General features: G+C 56.8%; 12 protein-coding genes and 1 other annotated feature (1 of these 13 cut by a window edge). Of the genes, 9 read left to right on the top strand and 3 right to left on the bottom strand.

Features of this window, described 5'->3' with window-relative positions:
- Window positions 1-53: 53 nt before the first annotated feature.
- Window positions 54-1,136 (bottom strand): isocitrate/isopropylmalate family dehydrogenase, encoded by a 1,083-nt coding sequence (locus EG886_RS10255; protein ID WP_124728053.1) that lies wholly within the window; start codon window positions 1,134-1,136, stop codon window positions 54-56.
- Window positions 1,137-1,567: 431 nt separating this feature from the next.
- Between EG886_RS10255 and EG886_RS10250 the strand changes: the two genes are divergently transcribed.
- From EG886_RS10250 to acsA, 9 genes are all read left to right on the top strand, one after another.
- The gene (locus EG886_RS10250; protein WP_164491786.1) at window positions 1,568-1,948 is read left to right on the top strand and encodes a DUF948 domain-containing protein; all 381 of its coding nucleotides are present in this window, start codon (window positions 1,568-1,570) and stop codon (window positions 1,946-1,948) included.
- A 151-nt stretch (window positions 1,949-2,099) separates the two neighbouring features.
- The gene (locus EG886_RS10245) at window positions 2,100-2,459 is read left to right on the top strand and encodes a YtxH domain-containing protein (protein ID WP_124728051.1); all 360 of its coding nucleotides are present in this window, start codon (window positions 2,100-2,102) and stop codon (window positions 2,457-2,459) included.
- A 46-nt stretch (window positions 2,460-2,505) separates the two neighbouring features.
- Complete coding sequence (gene ytxJ, locus EG886_RS10240; protein ID WP_124728050.1) at window positions 2,506-2,859, top strand: bacillithiol system redox-active protein YtxJ; 354 nt, start codon at window positions 2,506-2,508, stop codon at window positions 2,857-2,859.
- Window positions 2,860-2,950: 91 nt separating this feature from the next.
- Window positions 2,951-4,045 carry a bifunctional 3-deoxy-7-phosphoheptulonate synthase/chorismate mutase gene (locus EG886_RS10235; protein ID WP_124728049.1) on the top strand — a complete coding sequence of 365 codons (1,095 nt, stop codon included), beginning with the start codon at window positions 2,951-2,953 and terminating at the stop codon, window positions 4,043-4,045.
- A gap of 229 nt (window positions 4,046-4,274) precedes the next feature.
- Window positions 4,275-5,567, top strand: a complete 1,293-nt coding sequence (locus EG886_RS10230; protein WP_124728048.1) for an RAD23 family protein — start codon at window positions 4,275-4,277, stop codon at window positions 5,565-5,567.
- A gap of 49 nt (window positions 5,568-5,616) precedes the next feature.
- Window positions 5,617-6,660: a catabolite control protein A gene (ccpA, locus tag EG886_RS10225; protein ID WP_124728047.1), complete on the top strand. Its 1,044-nt coding sequence runs from the start codon at window positions 5,617-5,619 to the stop codon at window positions 6,658-6,660.
- Window positions 6,661-6,753: 93 nt separating this feature from the next.
- On the top strand, window positions 6,754-7,467 hold the full coding sequence (locus EG886_RS10220) for a 5'-methylthioadenosine/adenosylhomocysteine nucleosidase (RefSeq protein ID WP_124728046.1): 714 nt from the start codon (window positions 6,754-6,756) through the stop codon (window positions 7,465-7,467).
- Window positions 7,468-7,573: 106 nt separating this feature from the next.
- On the top strand, window positions 7,574-7,729 hold the full coding sequence (locus EG886_RS10215; protein WP_124728045.1) for a DUF1540 domain-containing protein: 156 nt from the start codon (window positions 7,574-7,576) through the stop codon (window positions 7,727-7,729).
- Between the two features lie 175 nt (window positions 7,730-7,904).
- Window positions 7,905-9,608 carry an acetate--CoA ligase gene (gene acsA / locus EG886_RS10210; protein ID WP_124728756.1) on the top strand — a complete coding sequence of 568 codons (1,704 nt, stop codon included), beginning with the start codon at window positions 7,905-7,907 and terminating at the stop codon, window positions 9,606-9,608.
- 52 nt (window positions 9,609-9,660) lie between these two features.
- Here the strand turns inward: acsA and EG886_RS10205 are convergent, their stop codons facing one another.
- Entirely contained in the window at window positions 9,661-11,976 is a 2,316-nt protein-coding gene (locus EG886_RS10205; protein WP_164491785.1) for a transglycosylase domain-containing protein, read from the bottom strand.
- Between the two features lie 157 nt (window positions 11,977-12,133).
- A complete protein-coding gene (locus tag EG886_RS10200; protein ID WP_124728043.1) occupies window positions 12,134-14,455 on the bottom strand; it encodes a transglycosylase domain-containing protein in 2,322 nt (773 codons plus the stop codon).
- 84 nt (window positions 14,456-14,539) lie between these two features.
- Window positions 14,540-14,745: a binding site (T-box leader), on the top strand; it runs 13 nt beyond the window's last position.

Raw genomic sequence — 14,745 nt, 5'->3', positions numbered from 1 at the left:
TTGTAAATGAAGGGGCTCCCCCGGTAAATCGGGGGAGCCGCGGCATGGAAGGCTCAGAATCCTTGGAGCGTGGTCCACACTTCCAGCTTGGTTTGCACCTTGCGGATGACTTCGTTGGTGAATTCGTCGGTGCTTGCGCTGCCACCCAGATCTGCCGTGCGAATGCCTTCCCGGACGGCTTCGATCACGGATTCGTAGATGGCGCGGGAAGCGGCGGAGGCTTTCGGATCATTGAAATACGTCAGCAGGGAAGCGCCTGCAAGGATCATTGCCATCGGGTTGGCCACGTTCTTGCCGTACAGGGCCGGAGCGGTGCCGTGCGGTGCCTCGGCCATCACCACGTTGGTGTTGAAATCTTCGTCGAAGCTCATCAGGATCGATTCGGAGCCGGCAATGGAGCCGAACAGCTGCAGTACCAGGTCGCTCAGGCAGTCGCCGTCGCGGTTCAGGGCGGGAATCACCAGCGGCTCACCGGTGCTGTTGATCAAGAGAGCGTAAGTCGCGTCGATGAGCTGCGGCTCATAACGAACTTCGGGATACCGTTTGCTGGCGGCATCCATTTCTTCTTTCAGCATTCCTTCATAGACCGGGCTGACGGTGTACTTCGGGCCTCCGAACACCTTGGCATTGGTTTTTCTGGCATGACGGAAGGCGAATTCGGCCACGGCGCGGCAGGTTTTCCGGTCGATTTTTTCGGTCCGGTAAGCCACTTCGTCCAGGCCTTCTCCCTCGCGCCATTCCTTGGCTCCGTAGGCATCGCCGACGGCCATGCGGATGACGGAAATCGGGGCAAACGTTCCCGCCACGGGACGGACGCCCGGGATGCGCCGGCCGGTGCGGATGATGACCTTTCCGTCGATCTCTTTGCGCAAGATGGCGTTGGGGCTGCCCACGTCCCCTTTTTCTTCCGGGGTGATGGTGGCCGCTTTCAGTCCGAAACCGGTGCGTTTCATCGCGCGGGCCGCTTCGTAAACCACCTCGTTGTTGGTTTTGCGCCGATTTTCAAGACTTAAATCAAAAGTTTGAAAGTCTATCTCAAAACCGATGACACCGGGATCCAGAACGCGAAGGGCTTCTTCGAGAAGTTCCTGTCCGGTTTGATCGCCTTTCATGACTACGACGGATCTGGGCTTCATGTTGTTCACCTCGGATCTGCATGGTTGGATTCCCTGTATATTATACTCCGTGGTCATCATGACTTCCAGAAGCTGAAAATTGTGACTAATCGAAAGAGGTTTTGTTCGTGTGAATATGCATTCATTTCTAAGAAGCATTTCCGTCAGGATCTTTTTCGTGTACGAGCAATTCTTCGCCGGCTGTGACGGATTTTTCAACATTCCCGCGGCACTTTCCCTTTTCGGCACGTGCCGGGTGAAGTACAATGGAGTCACGGAAACAGGCGACCCCGCCGGGAAGGAGGATGAACCCGGGAGGAGGTTCGCCGACGGGACAAGCCGGCCGATCACGGTGCGCGGGAACCGGCATCCGGGGCATCATTCGGATGGAGGAATCCGCGCATCTCTCTACAGAGCGGGTGCATGCCGCAAAAACAAGGGAGGGGCAAATATTGATCATTGAAATCAGCGTGGCTGCCATTGCGGTGGCGATCCTCGTCGGAACCGTTTTTTTCATCAGGACCCTTCTCATCTTTTCGAAAACGGCGGCCACCTTTGACCGGACTCTGCGGGATCTCGGCGAGAAAGCGGAAGACGCGCTGGAAGAATCCGTGAAAACCTTGCAGGAAACCAGGCATTTCGTGGGAGAACTTCGGGAAAAAACACAACAGGCGGACCGACTGCTTCGATCTGCCGATGAGCTTGGGCAAAGCCTGGGCGAAGTCGTGAAGGGAATCTCCCAAGCGGCCGAGGCCAACCGGAAACGACTCGGCAATGTGGTTGCGCTGGTCGGTGCCGGAGTTGAACTGATCCACAAACTTCGCAAGGGATAACCGACGGGATGTTATGAAAAACTTGTCAAGAAGGAAGCCGGCGTTTCGGTTGCCCGCGGGTGATCAACCCGGAACGTCAGCGCCCGGGCGTGCACGACGTCGGCGATCCCGGAAGCGGTCATGAGATTGAACCGAAGGGGAGTGGTATGGGATGGGTAAAGGCAGGGCGTTTTTCGCCGGAGCATTGATCGGTGGCATTGTCGGGGCGGCGGTGGCTCTCCTGACGGCCCCCAGACCGGGACGCGAACTCCGGGAAGAACTGGGCATTGACCTGGACAAGGCGCGGGAGAAAGGGAAAGAGCTTTTGGAAGTGGTGAAAAGCCAGGCCGGGGTTCTCCTGGACAAGCCGGAAGAAGAAAAGGAACCGGAGACCCATTGGGCCGGAATTCCCCTTCCGCCGCCCGGCTCCGGAGGCGAAGACAGCGGCAAAGGAACGGGCGAAAACGAGCAAAGCGGGGAAAAGCGCTCGTCCTACATTGAATTGAACATCCGCCGGGAGCCCGAAGCCTGATCCCGAAAAGACAAAGACACATGCGGGAAGGAGCGTGAAGGACGACATGGAGACCATCCGGGAGCTGACCGGTTCCGGAGAGCTGAATGAGCTGTTGACGGACGCTTCGGAGCGTCCGGTTCTCCTGTTCAAACACAGCACCGCCTGTCCCGTGAGCGCCGCCGCCATGGAGGAGCTTCAACGTTTCGCGCGGACGGATGATGCCCGGAAGGTGCGAATCGCTTATGTCAAAGTGATTGAGCAACGACCCGTTTCCAATGAAATTGCGGAGCGCTTGCAGGTGAAGCATGAGTCTCCGCAATCCATTCTGGTCAAGGACGGCCGGGTGACGTGGCATGCATCCCATTGGAACGTGACGGCCGACGCTCTGAGGGAAGCCGTGCGCTTGGCGACGAAATGAAAGGGCGGAACATCAGCATGATCGGACGAAAAGAATCCAATGTTCGGGACATCCGGTCCCGCAACGGGTTGAGCCGAGAGGAGACAGTCGAGTGAGTGACAGAAAGCTGGAAGAGCTCAGAAAACAACTGGACGACATCAATCTGCGCCTGCTGCGCCTTTTGAACGAACGCGCCGGATTGGTACAGGAAATCGGGGAAATCAAAAAGCGGCAGGGAACCGACAAATTCGATCCCGAACGGGAGAAAGAAATGCTGGCCCGACTGGTGAAGCACAATGAAGGCCCTTTCTCCGACGAGACGGTGCGTCATCTGTTCAAGCAGATTTTCAAGGCTTCGCTGGATCTCATTACCCATGCCGATCAGCGGGAACTCCTGGTCAGCCGCAAGCGGAACGAGCGGGGAACGGTGATCCGCTTGGAGGATGTCCGCATCGGAGAACCTCCGGGACTGGTGATCGCCGGTCCCTGTTCCGTTGAATCGGAGGAACAGGTATTCGCGGTGGCCCGGGTGCTCCGGGATCGGGGGATCCGGATCATGCGCGGCGGCGCTTTCAAGCCGCGCACCTCTCCCTACGATTTTCAGGGACTGGGAGAAGAAGGTCTGATCATTTTGCGACGGGCGGCGGATGCGTTCGGTCTCAAGGTGGTCAGCGAAATCGTGGATCCGGCCCATATTTCCATGGCCGAAAAGTACGTGGACATCATTCAGATCGGCGCCCGCAACATGCAAAACTTTGAACTGCTGAAAGCGGCCGGATCATCCGGGATTCCCGTCTTGCTGAAGAGGGGGTTGGCCGCGACGCTGGAGGAGTTCCTCTATGCGGCCGAGTACATCATGTCCCGCGGCAATGACCGGGTGATGCTCTGCGAACGGGGCATTCGCACGTATGAGAAATGGACCCGGAACACGCTGGACATTTCGGCGGTTCCCATATTGAAAAACGAAACCCATCTCCCCGTCTTCGTGGACATTTCCCACTCCACCGGGCGACGGGACATTTTGCTTCCCTGTGCCAAGGCGGCGTTGGCCGCCGGAGCGGACGGCATCATGCTGGAAGTTCACCCCAATCCGGCCGTCGCCTTGTCGGATGCCAAACAGCAACTGGATCTCCCCATGTTCGAGCAATTCATGGATGACTTGATCGCTTCCGGTCTCCTGGAAGTGAACTTACCGGTCCGGAAATAAACGGCAACGGAAAGAAGTGTGCGTGACACGAAAGGAAGCCGGGCATCCCCCTGACGGTCGTGGGCGGGGATGCCGTCCTCCTTCTTGGACCGACCGGTCGGAACGGTTCGGAACATGGTGTCGGGCACACTTTCTTTGCAGGAAATTTGGTATCATGAATCATGAACACGCGAATCCACCGCCAGATGCCCGTGATCCGAGTTTGGGGACACAGAGGGGGGAACGACTGTTGAATGCCAGGGAATCGTTGGAACGTTGGACGTCCGGAAGTCTGGACTTTGCAAGCGTCATCCGGAATTTTGCGTCCGGTGTAACGAGATGGTGGGTTCTTTATCAAGTGTCCGAAGCGGGCGAGAAGCCCGTGCTGACAAAAGGCAAACAACGGGGAAGCCGGTACGTGGCCGTCTTCACGGATCGCGAGGCCGTGGACAGGGTGCAGGTGGAGCATCCGGAATGGCTGAAGCTGGTGGAAGAACCGGCCCTTCCGTTTTTGATCAGGGTGTTTCGCTCCGAAGTGGACGGGATGACTTTCAATCCCGGACTTCCTTCGATGGCGATGATCGGGAGACAGGAACTGCACGCGATGATTCGTGAATATTCCGTGGAGCGTTTGGCTTCCATGCCGGGGGCATGGGTTCCCACCCAGGATGAAAATCTTCTCCTGGTGGAGATGCAGCCCGAGCAATACACGGTGACCGTGTATGTCAGTGAGGCGGATGCCGCCCATATTGCCCGTCGTTCGGGAGGACAGGCAAAGCACCATCCATGGTCCGTCATTTTCAGGCGCTGCAGGGAGTTGGGAGCGGAAGCGCCATACCTTCATTTCGGGCTCCCCGAACAGATGCCGCTGTCGCCGCAAGACGCACAAAGGATTCTGGGGGCTGCACACGCGGCCTTGCCCCAGCCGCCCAAGGAACCGCCCATGCCTTCCATGACCGCTCCTCAACCGGATCGGGCGAAAGCGGAAACGAACCCATCGCCGAATGAATCCGCTTCGACGGCCCGTCCCGCCCCCGCGTCGGGCAGTCCCCGTCCGGAGAGGCCTTCAAAACCCGCTGAACGTCCCGCTCCCTCATCGGCCGGCAGACCGATCGACCCGGATGTCGAAGCGGGCCTCCGGAAGTTGGAAAAGGCGACGCTGGAAGGACAGGGAATGGGGAACGGCTGGGAAGTGTCCAGAGCGTTGGCGGAGTTGAGACGCATTTGGGTGGTGGTTGATCAGGAAGGCAACATGGTGATTTTGGCCGGACAGGATCAAAGTCCGATTGTTGATTTTTTCACTTCGGAAGCACATGCCTGGCGGCTCATCGAGGAAGCCCGCCGGAAAAATCCCGCTTTGCCCCCGATGACTCCCCGTCTGATCTCCACCAGGAAGCTCTACAGGGCGCTCGCTCCCCGCAAGCCGATCGTCTGGATCAACCGGGGATCGGAAGAGGCATGGACGAGCATCACCGGACACACACTGCCGTACGTCATGGAACTGAAGGAACAAATGGAACAGGGAGCCGCCCGAAATACCTGAAGCCGGCAGCGGCGGTTCGCGAGCGTGTTTTTTGGGGGATGTGAAAAACATGATGAAAAAGAAAGATACCGTCACCATTTATGATGTCGCCCGGGAGGCCGGTGTGTCGATGGCCACGGTTTCCCGGGTGGTCAACGGCAATCCCAACGTCAAGCCGGCAACCCGCAAGAAAGTGCTGGACGTGATCCGCGAACTCGGATATCGTCCCAATGCCGTGGCGAGGGGGTTGGCCAGCAAGAAAACAACCACCGTCGGGGTGGTGATCCCCGACATTTCCAACATGTTTTATGCGGAGTTGGCGCGGGGCATCGAGGACATCGCCTCCATGTATCATTACAACATCATTCTCTGCAATTCCGATCTCAACAACGAACGTGAACTCGGATTGATCGGAACGCTGCTGGAAAAACAGGTGGACGGACTCCTGTTTTTGGGCGGCGAATTGACCGACGCGCATCGGGAACTCTTTTCGGCGGCCACCGTTCCGGTTGTGCTGGCGGCCACCCGCGATGAAAAGAAAGAATGGCCGTTTGTCAGCATCGACCAGATTCAGGCCGCCAAAGAAGCGGTTTCCGTGCTCATCCATGAAGGGAACAGGCAAGTGGCCATGATCAGCGGGCCGCTCACCGACCCGGTCGGCGGATATCCGCGTTGGCTGGGGTACAAGGAAGCGTTGGAGGAGAACGGCATCACGCTCGATGAAAAACTGGTGAAGGTCGGAGATTTCCGGTACCGTTCCGGTTATGAAGCCATGAAAGAGTTGCTGGAGACCGTGCCCGACATCACCGCCGTGTTTGCCGCCAGCGACGAAATGGCCGTGGGAGCCATGCACGCATTGATGGATGCGGGGAGGAACGTGCCCGAAGACGTGTCCGTGATGGGCTTTGAAAACATCCCCCTGGCTTCCCGGACGCGGCCCCTGCTGTCAACGGTGGCGGTTCCGATGTACGACATCGGAGCGGTGGCCATGCGCCTGTTGACCAAATACATGAATGAAGAGCCGGTGGAGTCCGGGCAGGTCATCCTGCAGTATTCCATCGAGCTTCGCGGTTCCACCCGACTCAAGGAATGGGAAGAGGAGCGGAATGACTGACCTCCCGCCGAGCCCCGACCGAACGGGCGCCCGCGCCGTATCGCGGGCGGCGATTGCATCAAACAAGTGATCACGGAAAGAGGGATTTCACCCATGTCCACACATGTGACCGGAATCATCGGGGCCATGGATTCGGAAGTGGCCAAACTGCTTGAAGTCATGACAGAAAAAGAAACGCATGTCATCCAGGGAATCACGTACCACCGGGGCATGCTGGAAGGAGTGCCGGTGGTGGTCACCCGCTCCGGAGTGGGGAAGGTGAATGCCGCCGTCTGCACCCAACTGCTGATCGACCGTTTCGGCGTGAATGCCGTCATTTTTACCGGTGTGGCCGGGGCTTTGCATCCGGACCTGGACATCGGAGACATCGTCATTTCCACCGACTGCCAGCAACATGACATCGATGCCAGCGTGCTCGGGTTTCCGAGGGGAACGGTTCCGTTTCAGGAAGTCTCCGTGTTTCCCGCGGACGAAACATTGATCGAACGTGCGAAGCAGGCGGGCGAAAGCATCGAAGGCGTCACCGTGGCCACCGGTCGGGTTCTTTCCGGGGATCAGTTCATTTCCGACCCTGCCAAAGTGAAAGAGCTCCGGGAGATGTTCGACGGGGCGTGCGTGGAAATGGAAGGAGCCGCGGTGGCCCATGTTTGTCATCTTGCCGGTGTGCCGTATGTGGTGATCCGTTCCATGTCCGACAGAGCCGATCATTCGGCAAACGTCAATTTCGTTGAATTCACCGAGCTGGCCGCCGAGCGTTCGTGCGCAATCGTTCGGGGCATGCTTGCAGCCGCACCGCGGCAGGAGTGAACAGGCGGGCGGAAAACGGTTCGGTCTCATTCGATCCTTTTCTTGGAAGTTTGAAAACCGCCGGCATGCGCAAACTAATCCCATCCCGATCAAGGAGGGAGTTCGCATGCCGAAGGGCGTTTTGTGCGAAGTCAACAACTGTGCCTATTGGGGCGACGGAAACCTGTGCAACGCCAAAGAGATCTATGTGGTGTCTCATCACGGCAAACAGGCTTCCGAAAGCAAGGAAACGGATTGCAAAACTTTTCGTCCCGAGAAATAGGCACTGACCGACTCCCGGACAGCGTCTTCGCCGAATGCGAAGGCGCTGTCTTTATCATAATAAAAACCTAAATTGAATATATTTTTGTTTATGTTATAATAAATAAAAAATTGAAATCGTTTGCATGGAGGAGGCCGATTCCGTGAGCGTGAACCATGAAGAACGGATCCCGGTGATGACGACGGGCAACAACCTGGCAAACTACGAAGAAGCAGTCCGTTCCTTTGACTGGAAGCAGGTCGAATCCGAGTTCACCTGGTCCAAAACGGGCAAGGTGAACGCCGCCCATGAAGCGATCGATCGCCACGTCGAGGAAGGTCGGGGAAACAAGACGGCGCTGATGTACAGTGACGCGGTCCGGGATGAACGCTACACGTTCGCCGAGATGAAAGAGCGTTCCGACCGGTTTGGAAACGTGTTGCGCCGAATCGGCGTACATAAGGGAGACCGTGTGTTCATCTTCATGCCGCGCACACCCGAACTGTATTTTTCCTTCCTTGGAGCGATCAAAATCGGAGCGGTTGTGGGACCGTTGTTTGAAGCGTTCATGGAGGGAGCCGTGAAAGACCGGCTGGAAAACAGCGAAGCGGTTGCTCTGGTGACGGTTCCCGGTCTGCTTTCGCGGGTTCCTCTCGGTGAACTCCCTCATCTCAAACACATCATTCTCGTCGGAGCCGAAGGGGAGCTTCCGGTCCACGAGGGAAAACGGTTCTACCGCTTTGAGGAGGAAATGGCATCGGCATCCCCGGACCTGGAGAAAGAATGGGTCGACCGGGAAGATCCGATGCTCATCCACTACACGTCCGGATCGACCGGCAAGCCCAAAGGCGTCCTCCATGTTCACAATGCAATGATCCAGCATTATCAGACCGGCAAATGGGTGTTGGACCTGCAGGAAAATGACGTGTACTGGTGCACCGCGGATCCGGGGTGGGTGACCGGCACCTCCTACGGCATTTTCGCTCCGTGGCTCAACGGGGTGACCAACGTCATCCGCGGCGGCCGCTTTGATCCGGCAGACTGGTATGCCACCATTGAGAAATACAAAGTGACCGTCTGGTACAGCGCGCCCACCGCGTTTCGCATGTTGATGGGAGCCGGGGACGAAGTGGCGAAACGGTTTGATCTTTCTTCCCTCCGTCATGTGCTGAGCGTGGGCGAGCCGCTCAATCCGGAAGTGGTGCGCTGGGGACTCAAAGTCTACGGCAAACGGATTCATGACAACTGGTGGATGACCGAAACCGGGGGCATCCTGATCTCGAACTTCCCGCAGATGGAATTGAAGCCCGGTTCGATGGGGCGTCCGATTCCCGGGGTGGAAGCGGCCATCCTCGATGATGAAGGAAATGAACTTCCTCCGTACACCATGGGGCATCTGGCCGTGAAAACGCCTTGGCCGTCCATGATGCGGGCGATTTGGAAAAATCCCGGAAAGTATCAGGAATATTTCCGCATTCCGGGCTGGTACATCTCCGGGGACTCCGCTTACAGGGATGAAGAAGGCTATTTCTGGTTCCAGGGACGACTGGACGACGTGATCAACACGTCCGGGGAACGGGTGGGACCGTTCGAGGTGGAGAGCAAGCTGGTGGAACACCCGGCTGTCGCCGAAGCCGGCGTGATCGGCAAGCCCGATCCGGTTCGCGGTGAAATCATCAAGGCGTTCATCGCGCTTCGCGCGGGATATGAACCCAGCGAAGAGTTGAAGGAGGAAATCCGGGAATTCGTGAAAACCCGACTGGCCGCGCATGCTGCTCCGCGTGAGATCGAATTCCGCGACAAACTCCCCAAAACCCGGAGCGGGAAAATCATGCGCCGGGTGCTCAAAGCCTGGGAACTGGGCCTGCCGACCGGGGATCTTTCCACGATGGAAGACTGAAGCGGCAACAAAAAACACCTTCTCCGCCACATCGGAGAAGGTGTTTTTGCGTTCACGGTTTTTTCGGCAGCAGTCCGCCGATCAAACCAAGATTTCCGGCGTTGCCGGTCTGCTGACCGTCATTTGATCCGTCGGGGGTTTGTTGCGGTTGATTGGACGGATCACCGGACGGGGGTGTGATCCCCGGATTCTTGATTTGTCCGGGCTGCGTGTTCCCCGGTTGAGGATTCTGGGTTCCGGGCTGGGTTTGCGGATTGCCGTCTCCCGGTGATTCGGGATCCGTCGGCTGGGCAGGCACTTTGTCACACTCGAAACACTTCGGTTCGATCATGCCGCCCGGGTTCGTGAAGTTGCTTCCGCGCGGGACCAGATTGGGCTGCGTTTTCACGATCGTTTTGAACAAGCGGGTCCAAGCTTTTTTGCTCAGATCCTTGTCCGCGGGAAGGTTGTATTCATATCCGGTCCAAACGCCCAGCGAAACTTCCGGGGTGTAACCGATGAACCACAAATCGTTGTATCCGGAAGAGGTTCCCGTTTTTCCGGCAATGTTCCAACCGGCCAGTTCGGCCCCGATGGTGCTGGCGGTACCGCCCGGCAGCAGGACCGTTCTCAGCATCTGGGTGAGCTCAAACGCGGCTTGCGGACTGATGATCTGCTTGGGTTGATGATTTTTGGCGTGTTCATAGACGACATTCCCGTCCGCATCCACGATTTTTTCCACCAGATAGGGATTGTTGTACATGCCGTGATTGGCGATCATGGCAAATCCGGCCGTCATCTGCTTCGGGGTGAATCCGGCGGACATGCCTCCCAGGGCGGAGGCTTCGCTGTCCCATTTGTGCGGGTGCATGTTCATTTTCCGCAGATAGTCAAACCCGTGTTGAACCCCGAGCTTTTGGAAAATCTTGATCGCCGGGGTGTTCAACGACTTCTGCAGGGCAACGGTGGCCGTCACCGGACCGGCATATTGGTTGTTGGAGTTCTTGTAAGTTCCCGATCCGTCCGCTCTGGGAACCGGTTCGTCGATGATGATGGAATCTTTGGAGATCATCCCTTCATGAATCGCGGGTCCGTACACCAGGAGCGGTTTGATGGTGGATCCGGGCTGGTTGGTTTCTTCCAGGGCGAAATCCTGCTGGTTCTCCTTGAAGTCCCGGCCGGACACGAACGAAAGAATCGCGCCGGTTTTGTTGTCGATCAGGACGGCACCGATCTGCTCTTTGAGGACTTTTCCGCGATACTTTCGTTTCGGGAAATTGATCTTTTTGACGGAATCGTTCATCTCGTTGTACAGCTGTTCATCAATGGTGGTGTAAATCTTGTAGCCGCCCTGACGGACCTGGTTGATGTAGTCCTTGTCCTTCTTGCTGGCGGCTTCCGGATTGCCTTTGTCCAGCTGTTTCAGGATTTCCGCCGTTTCCCGTTCCACCGCGGAGATGATGTACGGGTATCTCTCATACCCTTTGACAAAATCGGTCGGTTTGGCCAATGATCCTTTCAGATCGAATTTCAGTGCCTCTTCCTTCTCGGCTTGGGTGATTTTGCCGTTCTCCACCATTTTGGTGAGAACCAGTTCCATGCGCTGAAGGCCTTTTTTCAGCTTTTCCTCTTTCCCGAACGGATTGAGGTCGTACGGCCGCTGAACCATTCCGGCAAGATAGGCGGCCTGTGCCAAATTCAGTTCATCCAGTTTCTTGTTGAAAATGCCACGCGCCGCAGCCTTGAAACCGATCATTTTTGTCCCGTGGGCGCCCCGGCCGAATTCCACGCTGTTGAGGTATTTGATCAAGATCTCCTCTTTGTCGTAGTACTTTTCGATCCGGATGGCGTTGACGATTTCCAAAGCTTTCCGCTTGAAGCTTTTCTCCCGGCTGTTGATGATTTCGTTCTTGACCAGCTGCTGCGTGAGCGTGCTTCCGCCGGTCTGTGTGTCACTTCCGGAGACCTGCTGCAAGACGGCCCGGAAAATCGCTTTCGGGACAATCCCCTTATGTGTGAAGAATTCACGATCTTCGGTGGAAATGAGGGCATTGATCAGGAAAGGGCTGACCTCGTCCAGATCCTTGACGAGTTGCCGGTCATCCTCGGTGATCATGGAGCCGATCAATTTGGGTTGACCGTTCACCGGTCTGAAATACGCGTAGCTGGTTTGTGACCAACCGGTCAGGTCTTTTTCGAAATCTTCCTTTTCGCGAAGTTTCTCATGTTTCGCGAAGGCGGCCATTGCGCCCGCGCCGACCCCGACAGCGCCCACCATCATGGCGGCGGTGACGGCGGAAAGTCCGATGACGGCAAACCGAATGAGCCGGCGTTTGGGCGTTTTGCCTGTGTTCATGCTGTCCTTAGACGGTTTGGTTCGGCTGAACACACCCATACCCTCCTTTATCAATGCAAAACTCATTATACCACAGGGAGAATCCCTGCTCGGGCGGTGAATTCATGACAATACATAGAAAAAAAAGCGTCCCCTGTATGACAGGGGACGTGTGAACCGACCGGTGTGTCCATGGCCGACCGGAAACCGGTCAATTCCGCGAAGGCGGCCACTGAGGCTTGATGGGATTGTCATGATTGCCGTTCCCGTCGTCATCCCTGTCGCCGCCGGGAGGACGGTCGGACGGCTTGGAGTCATTCGGATCATGGCCCGGCTGGTCACCGGGGCCATTGGGGGGTTCTCCCTCTCTCTTTCTCTTCTCTTCTTCTTCTTTTTGCTTCTGTTCTTCTTCTTTCTTCTTCCATTGTTCGAGGCGGTCGCAATCCAGGCAGGGAACTCCCCAGAACAGGCCGCCGGGATTGGTGAAGCGGGCCGATTTGTCAAACCACTGCGGGCTGGCCGCGGCCGCCGCTTTGAAGATGTTCACCCAAGCCTGTTGGGCAATCAGGGTGTTGTGGCTCAGGGTGAATTTCTCGATGTCGTATCCGCTCCACACACCGATGGTCACTTGCGGCGTATAGCCGATGAACCATTTGTCCTTGTCGTTTTGCGTGGTTCCCGTTTTTCCGGCGATCTCGTAGCCGGGGATGCGGCTGCCGATGTAGGTGCCGGTTCCGCCGCGCACCACCGATTTCAGCATGGTGGTGACCTGGTAGGCGGTTTGCGGGGAGAAGATCTGTTGCGGTTCCTGTTTGCGTTCCCAGATCACGTTTCCGTCCGAATCGGTGATCTTGTTGATCAGGTGCGGTTTGTGATAGACGCCGCCGTTGGCCAGGGAGGCAAAGGCAGCGGTCATTCTGGAAACGGAATATCCGCGGGTCATGCCGCCGATGGCGGATGCTTCCGTGTCTTTGGGATGGGGGGGAAGCCCCAGTTGTCTGAGGTATTCAAACCCGTTTTCAAAGCCCAGCTTCCGGAATACCTTGATCGCCGGAATGTTGTAGGACCATTTCAGGGCTTCGGTCACCCGGACCGGTCCCTTGTATTTGTTGTTGGAGTTTTTGTAAATGCCGGATCCGTCCGCTTTGGGAAGCTCCTCGTCGACCACGATGGTGTTGGGGGAAATCACTTTTTCCTCGATGGCCGGAGCATATACAAGCAGCGGCTTGATCGTCGATCCGGGTTGCCGGGACGTGAACGCATGGTCCACGTCATCGTCGGTGGTGGAAGACACGAACGCCAGGATGTCTCCCGTCTTGTTGTCAATCACCACCGCACCGAGCTGTTCCTGCAGTTTGCGGCCCTCGTACGTGCGGGTGCGGAAGCGGAGGCCTTTGGTTGCTTCCTTGACGACCGCGTCGTACATGTTTTTGTCGATCGTGCTGTAGATGTGGTACCCGCGCGTTTTCACCTTGCCGATATACTCTTCCAGCGTGCTCCGGTACTTGCCCTGTTTGGAGAGCTCCTCGATGCTCAGGCCGTCTTTTTCCATGAGGATCTCCGCGGCTTCCTGTTCCAGGGCGTACATCAGGAACGGATAATTTGCATACGAGTTTTGTACGTGGTCCGGTTTGGCCAGCGACTTTTTGATGTCGAATTTCAGCGCCTCTTCATATTGGGCTTGGGTGATTTTCTCTGTTTCCAGCATGGCGTCCAGGACCATCTTCATCCGCTTCAGACCGCGCTCCAGATTTTTGTCCCCGTCTTTCCCGAAAAAGGGGTTGTAGGAGTTGGGGCGCTGAACCATTCCTGCGATATAGGCAGCCTGAGCGAGATGCAGGTCTTTGGCGTCCCTGTTGAAGAGCCCCTGGGCCGCCGCCTGCACGCCGTAGAGACGCTGCTTGCGGTTGGCCCCGTTTCCGAAGAATGCGCTGTTCATATAATAGACGAGGATATCATCTTTTTCGAACATGGAATCCAGACGAATGGCCAAGACGATTTCTTTGGCTTTTCGCTCCAGATCCTTGTCGAAGTTCTTCAGGATCACGTTTTTGACCAACTGTTGGGTGATGGTGCTTCCGCCCGTGGTGACTTCCGCGTTGGTGGCCTGCTGCCAGGCGGCGCGCAGGAGCGATTTGGGGACGATCCCGTTGTGCTCGTAAAACTTCCGGTCCTCGATGGCGATGAATGCGTCGATCAGGTGCGGGCTGACGTCGTCCAGGGACTTGATCAGTTTCCGCACGTCCCCGTCGTTGCGAAAGGCGCCGATTCTCACCGGATTGTTGTCTTTGTCCTTGTTTCGGAAGTAGGCGTAACTGTTCTGGAAGAGACTGTTGAGATCTTTTTCGAAGTCTTCCCGGGTCCTGATTTTTTCATCTTTCACCATGGCCGATACGATGCCTGCCCCCACTCCGATGGCACCGACGACCAGCACCAGTGAAACGATGAGCAGGACATAGAGGGTGGTGAGGACCACCTTCAATGTCCTGGATTTTCCGAAACCCCCGGGACGGTGGGCGTCAGACCGTTTCATTCACTTGATACCCTCCTCATTCTCCGCTAATATTATAGCATAGTCCCAAAAATCCCCGGGTACCGGAAGGCGGGGAAAAACAGCGAAAAAGCTGTGAACAAGCGAAGTAGTCCGCAGACGGGACTTCACAGAGAGCCGGTGGCAGGTGTGAACCGGCAGTCCGCTGCGTGATGAATTACACTTGGGAGCCGGCAGACAGTCTCTGCCCGGGTGAAGCACCCGTTATCCGACCAGAGAGGGAGACGGACTCGTGACGATCCGTTTCCAACAAGGGTGGTACCGCGGACCAG

Source organism: Staphylospora marina (assembly GCF_003856495.1).
In the GTDB taxonomy this organism is placed as follows: domain Bacteria; phylum Bacillota; class Bacilli; order Thermoactinomycetales; family Thermoactinomycetaceae; genus Staphylospora; species Staphylospora marina.
The sequence above is the reverse complement of the archived record's forward strand: the minus strand, read 5'-3'. Positions and strand labels throughout refer to the sequence as shown.